17 protein-coding genes and 1 pseudogene are annotated in these 16,191 nt (G+C 61.8%); 3 read left to right on the top strand and 15 right to left on the bottom strand.

Going from position 1 to position 16,191, the window contains the following annotated elements; translation table 11 throughout:
• Nucleotides 1-243 (top strand): transposase domain-containing protein (locus K288_RS0125985; protein WP_027582199.1); only part of this gene is annotated, 243 nt, incomplete at its 5' end.
• 909 nt (nt 244-1,152) lie between these two features.
• Here the strand turns inward: K288_RS0125985 and K288_RS0125970 are convergent.
• The 15 genes and pseudogenes from K288_RS0125970 to K288_RS0125905 all read right to left on the bottom strand — a co-directional run bounded on the left by K288_RS0125970 (nt 1,153) and on the right by K288_RS0125905 (nt 14,569).
• Nucleotides 1,153-2,334 (bottom strand): LPD7 domain-containing protein, encoded by a 1,182-nt coding sequence (locus K288_RS0125970; protein WP_027582197.1) that lies wholly within the window; start codon nt 2,332-2,334, stop codon nt 1,153-1,155.
• A complete protein-coding gene (locus K288_RS0125965) occupies nt 2,318-4,264 on the bottom strand; it encodes a type IV secretory system conjugative DNA transfer family protein (RefSeq protein WP_027582196.1) in 1,947 nt (648 codons plus the stop codon). Before K288_RS0125965 ends, K288_RS0125970 begins: the two co-directional genes overlap by 17 nt.
• The gene (gene virB11 / locus K288_RS0125960) at nt 4,230-5,261 is read right to left on the bottom strand and encodes a P-type DNA transfer ATPase VirB11 (protein ID WP_051334726.1); all 1,032 of its coding nucleotides are present in this window, start codon (nt 5,259-5,261) and stop codon (nt 4,230-4,232) included. The genes K288_RS0125965 and virB11 overlap by 35 nt, the downstream gene beginning before the upstream one ends.
• 4 nt (nt 5,262-5,265) lie before the next feature.
• Nucleotides 5,266-6,402 (bottom strand): type IV secretion system protein VirB10, encoded by a 1,137-nt coding sequence (gene virB10 / locus K288_RS0125955; protein ID WP_027582194.1) that lies wholly within the window; start codon nt 6,400-6,402, stop codon nt 5,266-5,268.
• A gap of 11 nt (nt 6,403-6,413) precedes the next feature.
• Nucleotides 6,414-7,265 (bottom strand): P-type conjugative transfer protein VirB9, encoded by an 852-nt coding sequence (virB9, locus tag K288_RS0125950; protein ID WP_027582193.1) that lies wholly within the window; start codon nt 7,263-7,265, stop codon nt 6,414-6,416.
• A pseudogene (locus K288_RS46580) lies at nt 7,262-7,933 on the bottom strand (virB8 family protein). Before K288_RS46580 ends, virB9 begins: the two are co-directional and overlap by 4 nt.
• 351 nt (nt 7,934-8,284) lie before the next feature.
• Nucleotides 8,285-9,271: a type IV secretion system protein gene (locus K288_RS0125940; protein WP_027582192.1), complete on the bottom strand. Its 987-nt coding sequence runs from the start codon at nt 9,269-9,271 to the stop codon at nt 8,285-8,287.
• Between the two features lie 11 nt (nt 9,272-9,282).
• Nucleotides 9,283-9,528, bottom strand: a complete 246-nt coding sequence (locus tag K288_RS0125935; protein ID WP_027582191.1) for an EexN family lipoprotein — start codon at nt 9,526-9,528, stop codon at nt 9,283-9,285.
• On the bottom strand, nt 9,525-10,004 hold the full coding sequence (locus K288_RS46575; protein WP_244443255.1) for a type IV secretion system protein: 480 nt from the start codon (nt 10,002-10,004) through the stop codon (nt 9,525-9,527). The genes K288_RS0125935 and K288_RS46575 overlap by 4 nt, the downstream gene beginning before the upstream one ends.
• Complete coding sequence (locus K288_RS54890) at nt 9,989-10,246, bottom strand: type IV secretion system protein (RefSeq protein ID WP_244443256.1); 258 nt, start codon at nt 10,244-10,246, stop codon at nt 9,989-9,991. Before K288_RS54890 ends, K288_RS46575 begins: the two co-directional genes overlap by 16 nt.
• Entirely contained in the window at nt 10,243-12,609 is a 2,367-nt protein-coding gene (locus K288_RS0125925; protein WP_027582190.1) for a VirB4 family type IV secretion/conjugal transfer ATPase, read from the bottom strand. Before K288_RS0125925 ends, K288_RS54890 begins: the two co-directional genes overlap by 4 nt.
• Nucleotides 12,602-12,940 (bottom strand): type IV secretion system protein VirB3, encoded by a 339-nt coding sequence (locus K288_RS0125920; RefSeq protein WP_027582189.1) that lies wholly within the window; start codon nt 12,938-12,940, stop codon nt 12,602-12,604. The genes K288_RS0125925 and K288_RS0125920 overlap by 8 nt, the downstream gene beginning before the upstream one ends.
• Nucleotides 12,940-13,236, bottom strand: coding sequence for a TrbC/VirB2 family protein (locus tag K288_RS0125915; RefSeq protein ID WP_027582188.1), 297 nt, complete (start codon nt 13,234-13,236; stop codon nt 12,940-12,942). Before K288_RS0125915 ends, K288_RS0125920 begins: the two co-directional genes overlap by 1 nt.
• A gap of 76 nt (nt 13,237-13,312) precedes the next feature.
• The gene (locus K288_RS0125910; protein ID WP_027582187.1) at nt 13,313-13,888 is read right to left on the bottom strand and encodes a hypothetical protein; all 576 of its coding nucleotides are present in this window, start codon (nt 13,886-13,888) and stop codon (nt 13,313-13,315) included.
• Between the two features lie 45 nt (nt 13,889-13,933).
• Entirely contained in the window at nt 13,934-14,569 is a 636-nt protein-coding gene (locus K288_RS0125905; protein ID WP_043160699.1) for an acyl-homoserine-lactone synthase, read from the bottom strand.
• A 205-nt stretch (nt 14,570-14,774) separates the two neighbouring features.
• Here K288_RS0125905 and K288_RS0125900 point away from each other — a divergent pair, with 205 nt between their 5' ends.
• Both K288_RS0125900 and K288_RS0125895 read left to right on the top strand, forming a co-directional pair.
• A complete protein-coding gene (locus tag K288_RS0125900; protein ID WP_027582185.1) occupies nt 14,775-15,506 on the top strand; it encodes an autoinducer binding domain-containing protein in 732 nt (243 codons plus the stop codon).
• A 491-nt stretch (nt 15,507-15,997) separates the two neighbouring features.
• The gene (locus K288_RS0125895) at nt 15,998-16,183 is read left to right on the top strand and encodes a hypothetical protein (protein ID WP_027582184.1); all 186 of its coding nucleotides are present in this window, start codon (nt 15,998-16,000) and stop codon (nt 16,181-16,183) included.
• Nucleotides 16,184-16,191 lie beyond the last annotated feature (8 nt).

Genomic DNA, 16,191 nt, shown 5'->3' with positions numbered 1-16,191 from the left:
AGGCCGTTTTGCACCGGACGAAAAAGTTGGCTGTTCAGCGACACCGTTGCCGGCGCCAAGGCAAGCGCCGTGATCTACAGTTTGGTGCTGACATGCCGGGCAGGCGGCGTCGATCCCTATGCATGGCTACGTCACGCGCTCACCGAATTGCCCCAGCGCGCGCCAGACGCCGATATCGAAGATCTGTTGCCGTTCAACTGCACCGCTCAAAAAAACCTGCCAGCTGACAACGACAGCGGCTGACGGTCGAACGCTCAGGATCAATCAAGCCGTTCCGATGATCCCGCTGCGGCCCGGCGTCACGCGACACCGCGGCCAGCCGCGCGCGCAGCCTGTGCAGCAAAATGCGCGCTTACGATCAACCCTCGTCTTTGGCCCTGCCTCCTACCCCGGGCGCCTTCGAAGTCCAGCGTCCGGGCGATCAGCCGGAATCTGCGCTTGATCGAGTCCCTTGACAGCAAAACTGAGAGCAGGCTGTTGAAGAACTCAGCCGTGTTCGCAAACGAAGTCTGAATCATCGCCATTGTGGATGGCCGACGAGCGTGCCCGCAGTACCGATCATAGCCCATCCAAGACCACGGGACGGATCATTCCCGTCGTGCCCTTCCCATGAGAACGGCGCAAGCCGATCGCCGTCGTTTCGCATATCGCCGGCCATTCGTCCTGCTGCAGCGGGAGAGCGAGCCATCAGGCAAGATCGACGACCGCCGTTCGTCGAGGGTCGCGCGGAACGTCGACTCCACAAGTGCGCTGACTCAATAATGTGCCGCGCGCCGTCACCAGAGGCAGGCGCTGCAATTGCCAATGGCAGCCGCATTGCAACCCGAGCGTCGAGGGCGTGACTATGGCCCCAGTGTTGTCTTCCTCGGCCATAATATCGCGCATCCGTGCGTCAAAAAAGCCCGACCGAAATCCCGCCGAGCTACAGGCCGAACGGTCGCAACAGGCCACGCATCTTATTCTCCGTGTCCAGCACTTTGGCCAGCATCGCCTTGCACTCGGCGAGCAGCGCGCGCAGCGTTTGCGCGCTCTACGACTTTGACTGCGCGCAACCAGCCGTCCGCATCATCTACGCAAATGCCTTTGGCGTGGTTCGCACCGGTCTTATCCAGCGTGACGTTCAGCGCCGCCTTCGCAGGTCGAACTCCACGATCATCGTTCTCGTTGCTGAATTCTTATGCGCTCGTTAGTCCGAATCTGGCGAGCCTGGGCCCTGTCGCCTTCCAATCGATGACGGTCCTGAACTGGTTCGATGACAGTGGCTCGGCCGAACGAGTGTCCTTGCTCGAGATGCAGCGCAATCCGTCCCCTCGCCGCCTCCATCATGGTGTGACGCGCGGCTTCATCATTGGGAAAGACTCGTTCCAGTGCCTTTTCGATCAGCACCATTTGGGACTGCGCCGCGACCAGATCAGGATCACGCGCCGCCGCGTCCCGATCTATGGAGCGAAACTTCTCTGCCGTCACCCGCCAACGGTTGCGCGGCACCTGTCGGCGTTCGGTGCGCGTCCGTCCGTTCGCGGCATCAGTTACCTTGATTTCTTTTGTGACCTGCTCGACGCCGTCCCGACGCACGTGAACGCGATCGCCCGGCTGCGCATTGCTGTCGGCGGTCGGCTTTTCGAGACCCATGCCCCACACTTGATGCCGGCGGCCGTTAGCAAGCTCGATAGCTAGGTAGGGGGATGACTCGGCGTCGTTCCGATTGCGATAGGGTGCTCGGCTGACCTCGATCAAGCGGCCGGCGATCCCTTTGTCGTAATCAGGTCTTTCCGCGCGCTCGTTTCTGTCCGAAGCAACCGGACGACCCTCGGCCTCGTGTGCGCGGGGATGTGTCCGGTTCCAGGTTTCCTGCCGGTCCGAGAGTGCCTGTCGATCGAGATCCGTCGGCCGATAGCCCTGGACTTCGATGCCGCGGGCGCCGGCCTCAAGCCAGGCCTCGCGCCGAAATTCCACCGAGCCGTGGACCTGGATCGACTCCCATTGCCGATGTTGCGCCACGGCGACCATATCGCGGATCACCTCGGCCGCGGCCAAGCGCGTGATCAGACGATCTCCGGTAACCTTAAAGGCGAGGTACTCTCCGCGCTCATCGGCGTAGAGGCGGGCCTCCGCATCGGGTCCGTGCTTTCCAGTCTCGCTAGTCACCACGTAATATTTGCGGCGGATACGGTCGGGTAGCGCCTTGTCATCGACCGTCGCGGAGGGTGACTTGTCGGTAGGAGCTGACTTCGATGTCGAATCCTCACTCGGCTTGTCGGGGCCGGGCTCGCGGCCTGTGCGATCCTGCCGTTTGAGGCTGAAGTCCTCGCTGTCGTCACGCATGGCGTTCATGCTGTCGTCCATACTGCTTGCGGCTCGGCCGTCGCGCCGGCGGGATGGCTTGGGCGTCGATGTAATTCAGGGTCCAGGCTTTCATGGCGTCCTCAGATAGCCCTTCGAGATCGACCTCCACGTCACCGAAATCAAAACTGGCATTGGCTGGAATTGTGGAGGGATCGGCCACCTCCTCATCGGTCATCGGCCGCGACCGGAATACCGCCCGGAGCTCGGCGACCTCCGAGCGCAGCTCCTTGATCTCGGCGTCAAGCAGCGCGGTCGAGCGGTCCCTCGGCAGCTTCGGGACAGGCGCCGGCAGCAGGCGGGACAGGAACGCCTTGTCTTCGTAGTAGACGATCTTATCAGCGATGACCGGCGGAAGGCCGGTGCCCAGGATGAAGGCCTTGGATCTTGGAAGAAGCTTCAGCTCCTGTGGCAACATCAGAGCGCGCCGATGTTCGGAGACGGTCTCGCTGGTCGACCGCATTGCCAGCCCTTTCGGTCCGCTTCGGCTGCGCGCTTTGACCGTATCGTAGCCGATGCGCTCGGAGAGCTCATTTGCGACATCTTGTTCTTTCGGCGCGAATACCACCTCGACAGCATGGTTGGTCATGAAGTTGCGAGCGGCATCGGTCCCGTAGATGGCGCGTAGCTGCGCGGGACCCTGGATCACGGTCAGGAGGCGGATGCCGTAACCGGCGATAAACGCCACAGATTTCGCCAGCACATTGACATTGCCCAACGCCGGAAATTCATCGAGCAACAGCAGCACCTTGCGATTGAGTTTGGGATTTTGTTCCGGCAGCTCGCGGGTGTTGAGATCGACCACCTGCTGAAAAAACAGATTCAGTAGCGGGGCCATGCGGTCAAGATTATCCGGGGTTACGCCGAGATAGATCGACATCGGCTTTTGCCGTAGCTGACGCAAATCGAAATCGTTGGTCGACGTGGCGGCATCGATGCGAGGGTTGAGCCAGAGACCGAGCCTCGCCGTAACCGTCTTGCGCACCGAGTTCATGGTGTTTTCCGAAGCGGCGAGAAAGTCGTTCAATGCTGTGGTGCAGTGTCGCGACAGTGGCGAAGGGCCAGACTTGCGAGCGGCGATGAGTTTCTCAAAATGTGCCTTCAGGTCACTGGCCACGGACAGCTGGTGCAGGATTTCGCCGATCGTCAATGGAAGACCCGGCGTTTCCGCGACATAGCCGCCAATCGCCACAAAGGCCGAACGTGCCGCCTCGAACCAGAACGGATCGCCGCGGCTTTCGGCCGGAAACAGCATCACGGCAATGCGCTGCAGATCGTCGTAAAGATCCGCCGGATCGCTGCGGACATAACCGAGAGGATTGTAGCGCGCGGTGCGACCGTTCTCCTCGAGCGGGTCGAACAAATAGACCTCCTGCCCGTGGGCTGCCCGAAATCCTGCAGAGCGATCCCAGTTTTCCTTCTTCACATCCAGAACGACGACTGAATCCGGCCAATTGAGCAGGTTCGGAATGACATAGCCGACGCCCTTCCCGGCCCTGGTCGGAGCGTAGACCAGGACGTGTTCCGACCCGCCGAAGCAGAGCAGTGCACCGTCCTTGCGGCCGAGTAGCACGCCTTCCTTGGATCGCAGGCCAGCGGCCTTGATCTCGCGCTCGGACGCGAAACGCGCGCGGCCGTGAAGCGGGAGAGGACGGTGCCGGAAGAGTGCACCGAGCAAGCCAAAGACGGTAACCACGCCAGCGAGTGTCGATAGGGTCAGCCAGCGGTCGAAGTGCAGGTCGGTGCCGTAACGGGGCCAGCCTGTGGCGATCTCCGACCAGTGCAGGCCGCCATCGTGAAGCCGGAGCCCTAGCAGCAGCACGTTTGAGGCGACCAGCAGGAACAGCGCGCAGGCCGCCAGCGCGACCGCGAGGCCCTGCGCGGCCCTAACTGATGTGGTCGCGTTTGCGAACGGGGTCATAGTAAACTTCCGAAATGCGGTAGCGGCCGTCCCGCTTCTGCATCTGGAGGACGACGTCGACGAGCAGCAGCAGCAGCGCGCGGATGTCGTCGCGATGGAGGTCGCGACCTTCAGCGCTTTCCTTGACCAACAACGTCAGCTGCTCAAAAGCGAGCCGGGCGCTGTCGGCGTGAACCGTCGTGATCGAGCCAGGATGGCCCGAGTTCACGTTCCTCAGATAGAAGAACGCCGTCCCGTCGCGCAGCTCCTGCAGCAGGATGCGATCCGGCCGCATCCGTAGGCAGGACTCCAGAAGTTCGCGCGGTCCAATTTTGGCAACGCCTTGCCCGTCCTTGGCGTAGAGCAGCCGCACGGAATTCTGATGAGGGATCACAAGCTCGGCCGTGTCCTCGATGGTAATAAGCCGCTCTTGTGCCGGGATCGCCGCGATCAACGCCTTGGATAACGTCGTCTTTCCCGAGCCAGTTGCCCCGGAAATGATGATGTTGCGGCGCGTTGATACGGCCAGCTGGAGGAAGTCGCGCCAGGCGCCGGCCTCTTTCAGGGCGAGAAGCCGGTCCTCGTCGGCCGTGAGTTGGTCATTGGCGATACGGATCTCATCGAACAGTTTTGTCCGCTCAAAGGCGTCCAGTGTCATCGTCAGTGCCGACGGCTTCCGGATGGTGAGACTGACCGTGCCGGCTGGCACCGCCGGCGGGACCACGATCTGGCAGCGTTCCTCGCCGATCAGGGTGGTCGAGACCACCGGATGTTCCGGCCCGATGTCCTGCCGGGTGTGGCCGGCGGCTGCCGTCGCGAGGTGGGAAAGATAGGCATGTGTCAGGGTTGGCGCTTCGTGCCGGGTCCAGCCGCCGGGACCTTCCACGAAAATCTCGCCGGGGCGGTTGACGACGATTTCGGTCAGGGATTTGTCTGCCAGAAACGGAGCCAACGGCTCGAGATAGCGCGCCAGCACGAGCCGGCTGCCATCGCATTCGAGGGCGTGTATGGTGCTCACTTTGTCACCACGGCCGGGGCCGCGAGGCCCCAGGGATGGTGCGGTCCAATATTTGCGTGCGGGTCTCAACCCGCCTCAGCTGATAGACCGAGGAGAAATCGACGTCGCGGGCGACAAAGATGTTGACCAGCTCGCCTTGGTTCTTGTTGAGCGTCGGCGGAATGTTGATCGACTGCTCAACAGCGATACCGGCGGCGGTGTTGGTTTCGCCGGTGGTGTTGTTGATCTGAATCGAGCCGTCCTGCAGCTGCTGACGTCCGATCGAGGAGGCGTCGCTGACGATCGACAGCAACAGCGCCGAGCCGAACCGTTCAAAGAAGTGGGTGTCGATGTCGCCGTCGAAGCCGGCACGCCCCAGCGCATCGGTGGCTGGCGAGGACAGTGCCGCAATCACGCCGGTCGGGGTTTTGGCGCGGGTCCACAGCACGAACAGGCGCTTTGAACCGCGCCGCACGTTGCCGCGATATTCACCGACCACCTGCGTGCCTTTTTCCATCAGCACCACGTTGCCGGAGTCCGACATCACGTCGCGCACCACGACGCAGGAGACGAACCCGGCCACGTCCGAGGACATCGCCGTCTCCAGCACGCAGGGGATTGAGGTGCCTTGGGCAATGAGCAGATTGCGGTTCGGAAGCCGCGCTGCGCGCACGCCCTCGATCGGGGTCGGTTTCAGCTTGTCGGCGAGGTCGTTGCGCGGCTCGCCCCGGCCAAACCCATAGGGGTCGGTGACGACGCTTCCCGTCACGCTGTCGTGGGCCGCGCGGCCCGCGGAATTTGGCCTGTTATAGGCGAGCACTGGCGCGCGCCGCCCGCTCTCCAGGAGCTGGTCGGAGGCTGGCGCGGGAGCCGCTGGCGTGGCTGTAATTGGCGTGGTTCCAATTGAGGCTGTGGTGGTCGATGCGGGAGGTAGCTCCGGGACCGGCTCGAACGCTGCCGCCTGGCGGATCATCAGCTTGCGGGCGGAATCGCTGACCGGCTTATCGCCTTTCCAGGTCCCCCAGATGATCAGAGCGGCGAATGCGGTGAGCGCCAGTGCGCCGAAGCCGCGTTTGAGCATCGCCGCGCGAGCGTTGTCTCCTCCTCCCACAGGCGTAATGCCGCGATCGCCGGCGATCGTCTCATCGTGATGTTCGGTCATGTCGCGTTCGCCTATCGTGGCCTTGGGGTTGGACGTGATGTCTTCGCCCGCCGCTCGATCGATGGGCTTGTGGTATTGGTTCCTGGGTTAATCCCCACCGGGTCAAACGCTTCGTTGAAAATGCAGAGCACGGTGTTCCCCTTGCGTAAGCGAAACTCCCGGGCCGTGGCATGAACGACCACGAGCTCGCCGCGGACGTCCTTGGGCACGAGGCTTTCCGAACCGTCGGAGTTGATCAGGTAGATCGCCGGGATTTCGCGGTTGCCCGCGAAGCGGAACGTGGTCTCCTTGCCGTCGTCGAAAACGGCTTCGGGCTCGAGGTCGATCGAACCCTGCGCTGAAAAGCGCCAGTTGCGGGCGCCATAGGCATGATGCAGGTCGAAGGTCTGGTCGATCAGTGCGCCTTCCCGCTCGGCGCCGCGGGCGACCGCCTCCGCGCGCCGGCGTTCGATCTCGTCGCCGGGATAGGCGAAGCGGACGACGAAGTAGCTGTCCGCAAGCGTCGTCTCGGCGATCGACAACTCGAACTGATACGAGCGCTTGCGGCCGTCGGGGCGAGTTGTGACGACCTGCAAATTGGTGGGCGGATGTTTTTCCCGCGGCTTGAGGAACAGGATCGAGCCTGCCGGCGCGACCTCCCATGCGACCGCGTCACCGATCGCGACATGCGCGACTTCCTCATCATCGGCGAACAGAACCTGGGTCGATGCCCGAATCACGCCGTTGACCCGGACCACGTTGGTTGGATCGTAGGTCACCGTGCGCACGCGGGCATCGTGTTGACCTGGCGACGGCTGTTGCAGCGCCAACGCCGGCCCAGCGAACCCCAAGGCGAGGGTCATCAAGAGAGCGTAAGTTTTCATGGCACGACCTCCGGATCGGCGCGATATTCCGAGACCAGAAAGCCGAGGGGATTGATGAGACGGTCGGCGGAGGACATCGGCGCGTTGGCATAGGTAAACGTCAGGGTCGAGACCCAATGGGTCACGCGCGTCTCCTCGCCCTTGCGGCTCTCCTTCATGAAGCGCACCGAGGCGACATTGTCGGCCAGGAGCGAGATCGCCTTGATCCGCACGGTGGCGACCCCGAAACGGCCCTGAACGACTTGCGGGCTTTCGGGATTGGAGCCGCGATACCAGGCCGCGAACCGGGCTTGTTCGCCCTGACCCGAAAGGAGCGAAATCGTCCGAAAGTTGGTTTCGGCTTCCGGATAGCTGTAACCTTCACGTGCGCGAACGTAGCGCCCGAGAAACTACTTGGTGACGGCTTCATCATAGCGCGCCGGCGTTGAAGCGAGCGCGGAGACGGTGTCTACAATGCCCGTGGCATTATCGACCCTGATCACGAACGGCTCGACCGTTTTGAGCGGCGCAAGGGCTGCGACCGCGCTGAGAGAGGCGATCGCCAATGCGCAGGCAACCCCGGCAATCACCCATGCCGTTCGCCGCGAGCGATGCGCCGACAGCAGCAGATCCTGTTCCCACCGCCGCGCATTGTCGAAATAGGCCTTCAACTCATCGTGCCCGACCATCTCATGCCTCCTTGCCGCAAGCGCGATAAGAGGCTGCAATGGTGTCCTGGTGGCCTGATGCAGCGAGTTGCGTGGAGGGTGCCGCCGGGCCGGTCTCGCCTTTACGGATGACTGGTGCTGGCGCGGATGGCGGAGGTGGTGGCTCGGGCGTCGCCAACGGCGTATTGGTTTCCCAATCCCATAACGAACGATTGAGCGGTCGGCGAGCTTGGCCATCACATGAGGGTGGTCCCTTTGACCAGATCGCGCAGCCGCCAAGCTGAAATGCGATGACGCAGATGATGAATAGTCGACGCCACATCGTTCTGATGCCCCTGTTTGTCTTTTTCGCCTGTTGCCGGCGATGATGGCCTATGCCGCTGTGGTTCCCGATGATCGGGTGCGCCGCATGCTGCCGCCCTGCCGGCTCGCTCTTAGTGCGGCGAGACCCTGGCCGGCTGACCAGCGGGCGCCGGCATAGGCGCCGCCGGCGGCGGCCGTGGCGTTCGCAATCATTGGGCTTGTGACCAGCCGGCTTGCCAGCGAAGCGCCACCCCCGGCGAGACCGCCTGCGATGATCGGAAGTTGAAGCGCGATATATCCGGACAGACCGAGCACCGCGCTAATGGCGACTGCGGCCACCACCATCTCCCCGGCCGTGCCGGCGTTTGCCGCGAACCTGTCGATGAAGCCGCTGACGGTCGTTAACATCAACCCGACGAGCGCGACCACCAGCACCAGCAGGATCACGAAGTTCGCGACCTGCCGAAGCCAGGCTTCCGTAAACGGCCGCGTGGCCTCAAATAATCCAAGTGCAATGAAGATCGGGCCGAGCGCGATCACGACGCCCAGACCAACCTTGGCGTAGAGCAGGATGGCAAACTGCAAGAAGGAGCCAACCGCCACAAAGACCAGGAGAATGGCGGCAACCAGCGCTGGTGCGATGTTGGTCAGTCCGGCCTGTTTGTAGATCCTATTAGCGACGTCAATTCCTTTGGTCAGAAGCTGATCGAAGGGAGCTCCGGAATTGGTGTTCAGTCCGGCCCCCGCCAATGCATTGCCGATCTCCTTCGGCAAGGAATCAAAGAACAGGCTCGTTACGTGTTGTTGGAACGCGCTTGAATTGGTCGCGAGCAACACCACGACCACGATCCGCATTGCCCGCCAGGCAAACTCCATGATTGGCTCGGAGATTGCGCCCCGCATCACCGCAAAGCCGTAGAGGATGACATAGAGCATCACGGCGGTACGGAGGGGACCATCAATGTAAGAGGCAAGATTCGATGCCGAAGTCGACACGAATGTCGTGATCGGCTGCTCAAATTCCTTCAGGAAGCTGTCAAAGACGTTTATGGCCATCGCGGCGATCCTTACTTCAGGGCGTCTTCCATCTCTTGGACGGTAATCTTGTTGCGGGCCTCGTTCGCATTGATGCAGTTCGGCGTCTTCGCGAACTCTCCAGGATTGTCGCCGCAGGTATTGAGAACCGCTGCAAGCTCGTGCCGATGGTCGAGATACCAGCCGACCGTATTTGTGCGCTGACTCTTGTCGACCTCGTTACAGCCCGTAAGAATAGCGGCGAGAGAGAGTACCAAAATGGACGTGTTCAGTTTCATTGGAGGGCCGCACTCATTTCATCGATCAGTTGCTGTTGTTTCTCGCGCTCCCGCTGCCCGTCCATGTCGGTGCGAGCCTGCTGGATCATTGCCAGCCCCTGCATCCTGAGCACATCGTTCTGCAGCAGGGCCTGTTCGGCCTGCAGCCGCGCCGACAGATCGAGAGTCTCCTTGACGTCGGTCGCCGTGCTGATGCGGGTTCGCAGCTCTTCGAGTGCATCGATACGCTGCGAGGCCGTGTCGTAGACCGCCTGGCCCATGGAGTGCTTGGCACCAGTCTGCCGCGCGATCCGGTCGAGCTCGCTCTGGTAATACGAATTGCCGCTGTTTCCTGCATACGCGCGGTTCTGCGAAAGATAATGGTTCATCGCATCGGCGAAGTTGCCCCCGCCCTGCCCCGCGACGAGACGTTCGATGTCGGAGAACTGTTGGGGCAGAACTTTCCGGAACTGCGGCGTGTTCAAGAGCGCGCCGATGTCGTTGGCATTGGTCCGCTTGTTGAAGCTGTCATAGAGCTGCTGGCTTGATTCAATTGATCCTGCGCCACCTTGAGCTGCGACGTCAGGGTATCGACCTGCTTCTTTAGTTCTGTCAGTTGCTCGAATTGGCGCGTGTAGACGCTGGGATCGAACACAATCTCCGCTCCTGCAGGTGACGCCATCAGGAGTGCCAAGACGGCGACGGATGTGTGTATCGTCGGGATACGTCGAACCGTCATCGGATTGTCCTCCGTCCTGCGTGAAATGCCGGCAGCCATTGGGCCGGATCATCGCCGACCTCGGCTCGAACGCGATCGAGCAGTTCGACGGTTTCCGTCCGTCCGGACAGCACGGCGAGTGCATCGTCGAAACCGCCGAGATCGAGTTCCGCCACGACCGAGTTGTGGCCTTGCTTGACCAGGAACCGCCGGCTTTCGGGCGCGAGCTCCTCCTTGATCAGGCGGAATTCGGTGTCGGTCAGATGGAAGCCGTCGACATAGTCCGAGCGTGTTCCCCGTGCGTTCGGCAGGAAGATTTGTGTCGGGCACTGCTCGACGATGGTGTGTGCGATCGGGGAAGCCAGCGCGTCGCGTGGCGACTGAGTGCCGAACACCAAGACGCCGTTCTGCTTGCGGATGGTTTTCAGCTTGTTGTTGGCGAGATCCCGAAACGCCTCGTCGCCAAGCGCCTTCCAGAACTCGTCGATGTCGATGATCAGGCGCCGGCCGTCGATCAGGCGCTCCACGCGATGGAACAGGTACATCATCAGCGGCGTGCGAACGGTGGGATGATCGAGCAGATCGGTCATGTCGAAGCCGATAAACCGGGCATCGAGACCGATCGCATCGTGCTCGCCATCCAGCACCCAGCCGAAAGGAGCACCCCGGCACCATCGCTCCAATCGGGCGCCGATTCCTTCGCGATCCTGTTGGCCGAGAAAAGCCCGCAGCGCTCCGAACGAGCGCTCCGCCTGCCGCAGGTGACCAAGCGCTCGCAATCCGGAATCGATCTGCTCCTCCTCGGTCACGGTCAGCGGGCGGTTCTCCGGTGTGACGAGCTTGCGGACAAGTTCACCCAGGAAGGAAAGATTGTTCGGCGTCAGCTCCAGCGCCTTGAGTGGCGCACAGCCGGTCGCAATGCCGTTGTGCAGCGTCAGATAGGTGCCGCCGGCGGCGCGGACGAAGATCTCGGCGCCGCGGTCCTTGTCGAAGAAGACGTAAGTAGCGCCGAGTCGTTCGGCCTGCGACAGCAGGAAGTTCTGTACGACGGTCTTGCCGGATCCCGAGGGGCCGCAGATGAAGGTGTTGCCGAGGTCGCCGTGATGGAACGAGAAGTAGAACGGCGAGCCGGATGCGGTCTTGAGCATCGCAACCGCAGGTCCCCAATGGTTGCCGGCAGGTCTTCCGGTCGGATAGGTGTGGAACGGAGAAAATGCCGCGAAATTGCGCGAGGTGATCGCCCCAGTTCGTGCTCGGTACTTGAACAGTCCGGGAAGCTGGGCCCAATAGGCCGCTTCTAGGCCGAGATCCTCGCGCGCCACCACGGCACCCGCATCGGCCAGAGCGCGCCGCGCCACGCTCATGTGATCCTGCAACTGCGAAGGCGTCTCGGCGTAGATCAGCAGCGAGAGATGATGGTCTCCAAGCGCGAACCTGTTGGATTCGAGATCGTCGAGCGCGTCAGAGAGCTCATCGACCTGCGAGGCCGCCGGATCCTGGGCCGAGACCAGCTGGTTCTGCTTGCGCGTCAGGACAGTCTTGGCGTCGGCCTTCGACAAAAACGCGAAGGATTGCGTGAGGATAACCTCGAAAGGCGCAGAAAGCAGTGCGTTTAACAGGCCAGGCCTGGTGGACGCCGGATATTCCTTGAGTCCAAACATGCCCGCAAAGCGCGATCCACCCGCGCTGCGGATTTCGATGGCTTCACGGCCGAAGATGACGCGGTTGGAATAGAGCGCCGGGCCGATCGGCCCTTGTGGCAATGGGATTGACATCCACTCGCCCGAGGTGACGGCGTGGAGCAACTCCATCGAGTCCGAGAAGATGATGCCGTTGCGCTCAACCAAGCCGAGGGCATGGGCGCCGTAACGCTCCAACGCCGCGACCATATCGCGCCTGGCATCGTTGAGCCGCTTCAAACCGTCGCTGTCGACCTCGAGGGAAGCCGCAGCGCTCCGGCCAAGCCGTTTGAAGAACGCGGCCGCAGCGTCAGCGGGGGCGCGGCCGGGATGCCAAACCAGCGTCAGATAGAGATCATTGCGGAATAGCGCGGCCTCGCGAAGCCGGTCGCGATACTGCGCATCGAGGGAGGCGGCAAATGTCGATCGGAATGCACCGTCCGGATAATCTGACGTCCGGCGCCGGACCAGATGGGTCCACAGCGCCAGCCGCGGATCTGCAACATTGCGCAGCGTGAGGTTCAGCTTTGCGTGCAGGTCGTTCAGATCCGCCGTCTCGGCGGTCTCGAATGAGGCGCCGTCGAGCCGGATCACCGTAAGCAGGGCCCGAGTCGTGAGACTGATGACGGTATCGGTGACGTGCCGGCCGAACGGCAGGTAGACATCGGGTCCGATCTCTCGGGTTTTGAGCGCTGCGTTACGCATAGCCAAGGTCTCGTGTTCGATATCGCCGAACGAGCTTGAGCGGCGTGCAGGACGATCCGCCCCAGAATGATCCATTGCGCGTGCGTCCGCGGGTTTCGATCCAGGCGAGCAGAATCCGGAACATGTTGGGGTCATGCCGACAGATGATGCGGCAAAGACCATGGATCGGAATCGCGACCAGACCGTAGATGATGCTCCCGGCCACCAGGAACAGGATGCAGGAAAACATCACATTGAGCGCCATGGCTTCCATGGTGACGCCGGCAATCATGGCCGGACGCGTGCAGGCGAGGAACAGGGTGTCCTCAGTGAGGCGCGCGGCCTCGATCATCAACGACCTCCGGTCAAGGTCGAGACCACCTCGGAGGCGCCGAACGTGATGGCGACACCGAGGACGACATAGGCGGCCTTGCGCAGATCGAGATAGCCGAACATCCAGGCGATGCCGACGATGATGACCGCCAGCGTCGCCAGCAGGCGCGCGACGTTGCCGGTCAACATGTTGACGATGTTCTGCAGCACGCCCTCGATGTTCGCGGTCTGCGCCAGAGCGGGCTCAACCAAGGCGATGCTGAGGACGGCTGCCATGCAAAGAAGGGCAGCGGATTGCTTAAGAGAAGAAGTCATGACACGGCTCCGATTGGCAGTGCAGCCGGACCAACCCGGACCGCGGAGTTGAGTTGAGACAAAACGAAAGAGGTTCTTATCGTTCATAGACGAAGGCTGACGTGCCAAGGCCCGAGCGATAGACATCCCAGTTCGGACGTTCCCTCGCGGACGGAGCTGACGTGTTGATCGGCAGTGTGTCGCCGATGGAAACGTCAGACCTGCGAGGGGCTGCCGGCCGCGTACGGGCTTCGGGCGGTGTGGCGGGAGCCTTAATCGCGAAACTCGCGACAACGTCGGCAATCGCCTGGCCGCGGCCCGAGGCGTCCGCGTTTGCTGCTTGCAATCGGACTTCGAACAATCTGCCAAGGCCCGCGATGTGCTTGCAGGCGTCGAAGGTCGTGGTCACCGTCAATCCGGCTTGCTTGTTTTCCTCGGCGTCAAGCTGAGCGAGACCGGTCCGGACCGGCTGGCCGGTGGCGATGGCCTCAGTCGCGAGCTGAATCGCTTCGTCACGGTCACTTGCCTGAATCGGAACCGGGTTGCGCGCCTGAACTGTGATGAGCAGCGGCTCGAACGAGCTCGCCTGCCGCACAATCGCTGTCAGCGGTCGCACCAGGTCCGGCATCGGGGCGCACTGTTCGACCAGAGCTGCGAAAGCAGCTGGATCCATTGCATAAAGCCTTTCGCTATTGTCAGGGAGCTTAGGCGCTCGGCGCTATGCCGCGAGCGCCGCGCCTGACGGAACATCAATTGCCGGCTTCAAAATCTTGCCGGCCGCCCGGATCGCCCCGAGGGCGTCATCGGTTACTGGCAGCAGTCCCGCGACGGCCGTGGTGGTTCCGATTTGACGCGGTGTGCCGAGGCGATCGAGATGCCATCCCGCTCGGCGCAGGATGCGCTCCATGCGCAGATCAGTGACGGTTGCGATGGCCTGCAGGCCGCACTGCTGGCCCCATTCGATCATCGCCGCAAAAAGCAGGAAGGTTGCTTCCCGCAGGCCATTCTCAACTGTCGCCGCGGCGTTTTTGGTATCCACGCAAAAGCGCGAGCTCTCCCAGATCCTGGCTGCTCTGGGCGCCGCGTGGCCATCCAGCAACACCGGGAACGTGTCCGCCAGCATGTTGCGTCCCACGGTGGGCAGCAGGCGAACACACCCGACAACCTCGCGCCGCTCGACCACCAAAAGATAAGTCGGCTTGAGTGCGTCGTACTGATCAATCTCCAATCCGTCCGCGATAGAGACGTCCCAGTCAAGCCGCTCCTTGAACACGCGCCCCCGCAGACGGTGCATTCCCACTGTCAGTTCAGAGTCGTGCAGGAGCGCTGTACGCGTGCGCGCAATGACCTTCATTCTTAACCTCTCGCTTACGAATCACAGCTTCGAGATCAAGAGAGCAGGCGCGGTCACGGCATTGCGCTGTCAGTTCTGACAGGGCGTTTTGGAATTGTTCTTGCCGCAAAGCTGCCGCAACGTCGCAATACACGCCCCACACGCAACGCGCGAATGTTGCGCGGCTGTCGCGTTTGGGAACCAGAATAGTTCTAAAAGGGGTGTGATGAAGAATGTCAAAAGAGCGTGCGATGAATTTGTCGATTGTCTTCACTCTGCCCATACGGAAGATGATTTTCGACGTGTTGCGGAACGAACCGCGCATGCATTGGGCTTTCGCTGGTTCGCCTATTACGGCCACCGCGCGAATGGTCCCAAACTGATCTCATCCTATCCGAAGAGTTGGACCAGCCACTATTTTCGGGAAGGATACCACAACATCGATCCCGTTCTTCAGGAACCGCGAAACACAAGGCGGATGTTCCTGTGGGATGGACGTGAAGCGCGAAGCGCAAAGTCGGCGAAAGAACGCCGTCTGTTTGACGATGCGCTCAGCTTCAAAATCAGGACCGGTCTGACAGTTCGCATTCCCTCGAGCCAAAACCAGTTCGCAGCATTCACGTTGGCGGTGGACGACCGCAGCCTCGGGCTCGATCGTTTCATCGAGACCTCGCAAGACATGTTGGAGAGGATAGGTCTCACCTATCATGCGCATGTGAACGCGGCCAGAATCGGACGCATGTCCCCGGAAGGTCAGCAGGGGAGCCCGCTGACTCAGCGCGAGCGGCAGTGTCTCGCGTGGATCTCTGATGGCAAGACGATGCAGGATATTGCGGAGCTTCTGGGAGTTTCGTCCCGTGGGGTGAAGTATCACCTGGACAATGCCAGGCGAAACCTCGCTGCACTAACCCTTCCTCACGCCGTAGCCCTCGCACTTCGGCAGGGATTGCTCCCGTGACGCATGGAACAGGCTGGGCGTCGCCCTGCGGGCCGGGCTGTTGGCTACGCTGAAGCCCCGCAAGCGGGTCTTCCCCCTTGCGGGCTGCCATCCCTGACGCAAACGGCCCGAATCCCCGACCAACAACACCTGCTGATCCGATCGGAAGCAGCTTCAAACGAACTCGGGCCGGGAGTTGATCCATGCGTGCGCGCGCTGCCGACGACCTTGAGTGCGTTGAATGGGACAATTTGCAAAGCAGCCTCCGCTTGGTTATCCGCGGGGCCAAATATGTGCGTTTTGGCAGACCATGCTTCCGGTGAAGGACCAATCCCGCTCTCGTATGGGCTTTCCTTGGTTCTGGTTCGGCCTTCCACGATCAACCCGCAAGGGGTTCGCTACGCAAGCGTGCGACCTCTTCGGCTTCGCCTCTCGAGGTGACCGCAGCCGCCCCCGAACACGTCGGCGCCTATCGAGCGGGGATGGTCCCCGCCGCAAGATGGGAGCCTTCAATGTCGCACAATCTCACTCTCGCTCAGAACCACGCCTTCGATCTGGCCCGCACGCTCATGGTGCCGGTCATTCTTTTCCAGGCTGACAACGAATTCGGCGTGATGGTCTCCAGCGAGTACGACGGCGATCAGGACGCGATCGTTCACGATTATGATCCGTTCGAGATTATGGACAGCTCGGATTGAGGAAGCCT

Source organism: Bradyrhizobium sp. Ai1a-2, assembly GCF_000426245.1.
In the GTDB taxonomy this organism is placed as follows: Bacteria; Pseudomonadota; Alphaproteobacteria; order Rhizobiales; family Xanthobacteraceae; genus Bradyrhizobium.
The sequence above is the reverse complement of the archived record's forward strand: the minus strand, read 5'-3'. Positions and strand labels throughout refer to the sequence as shown.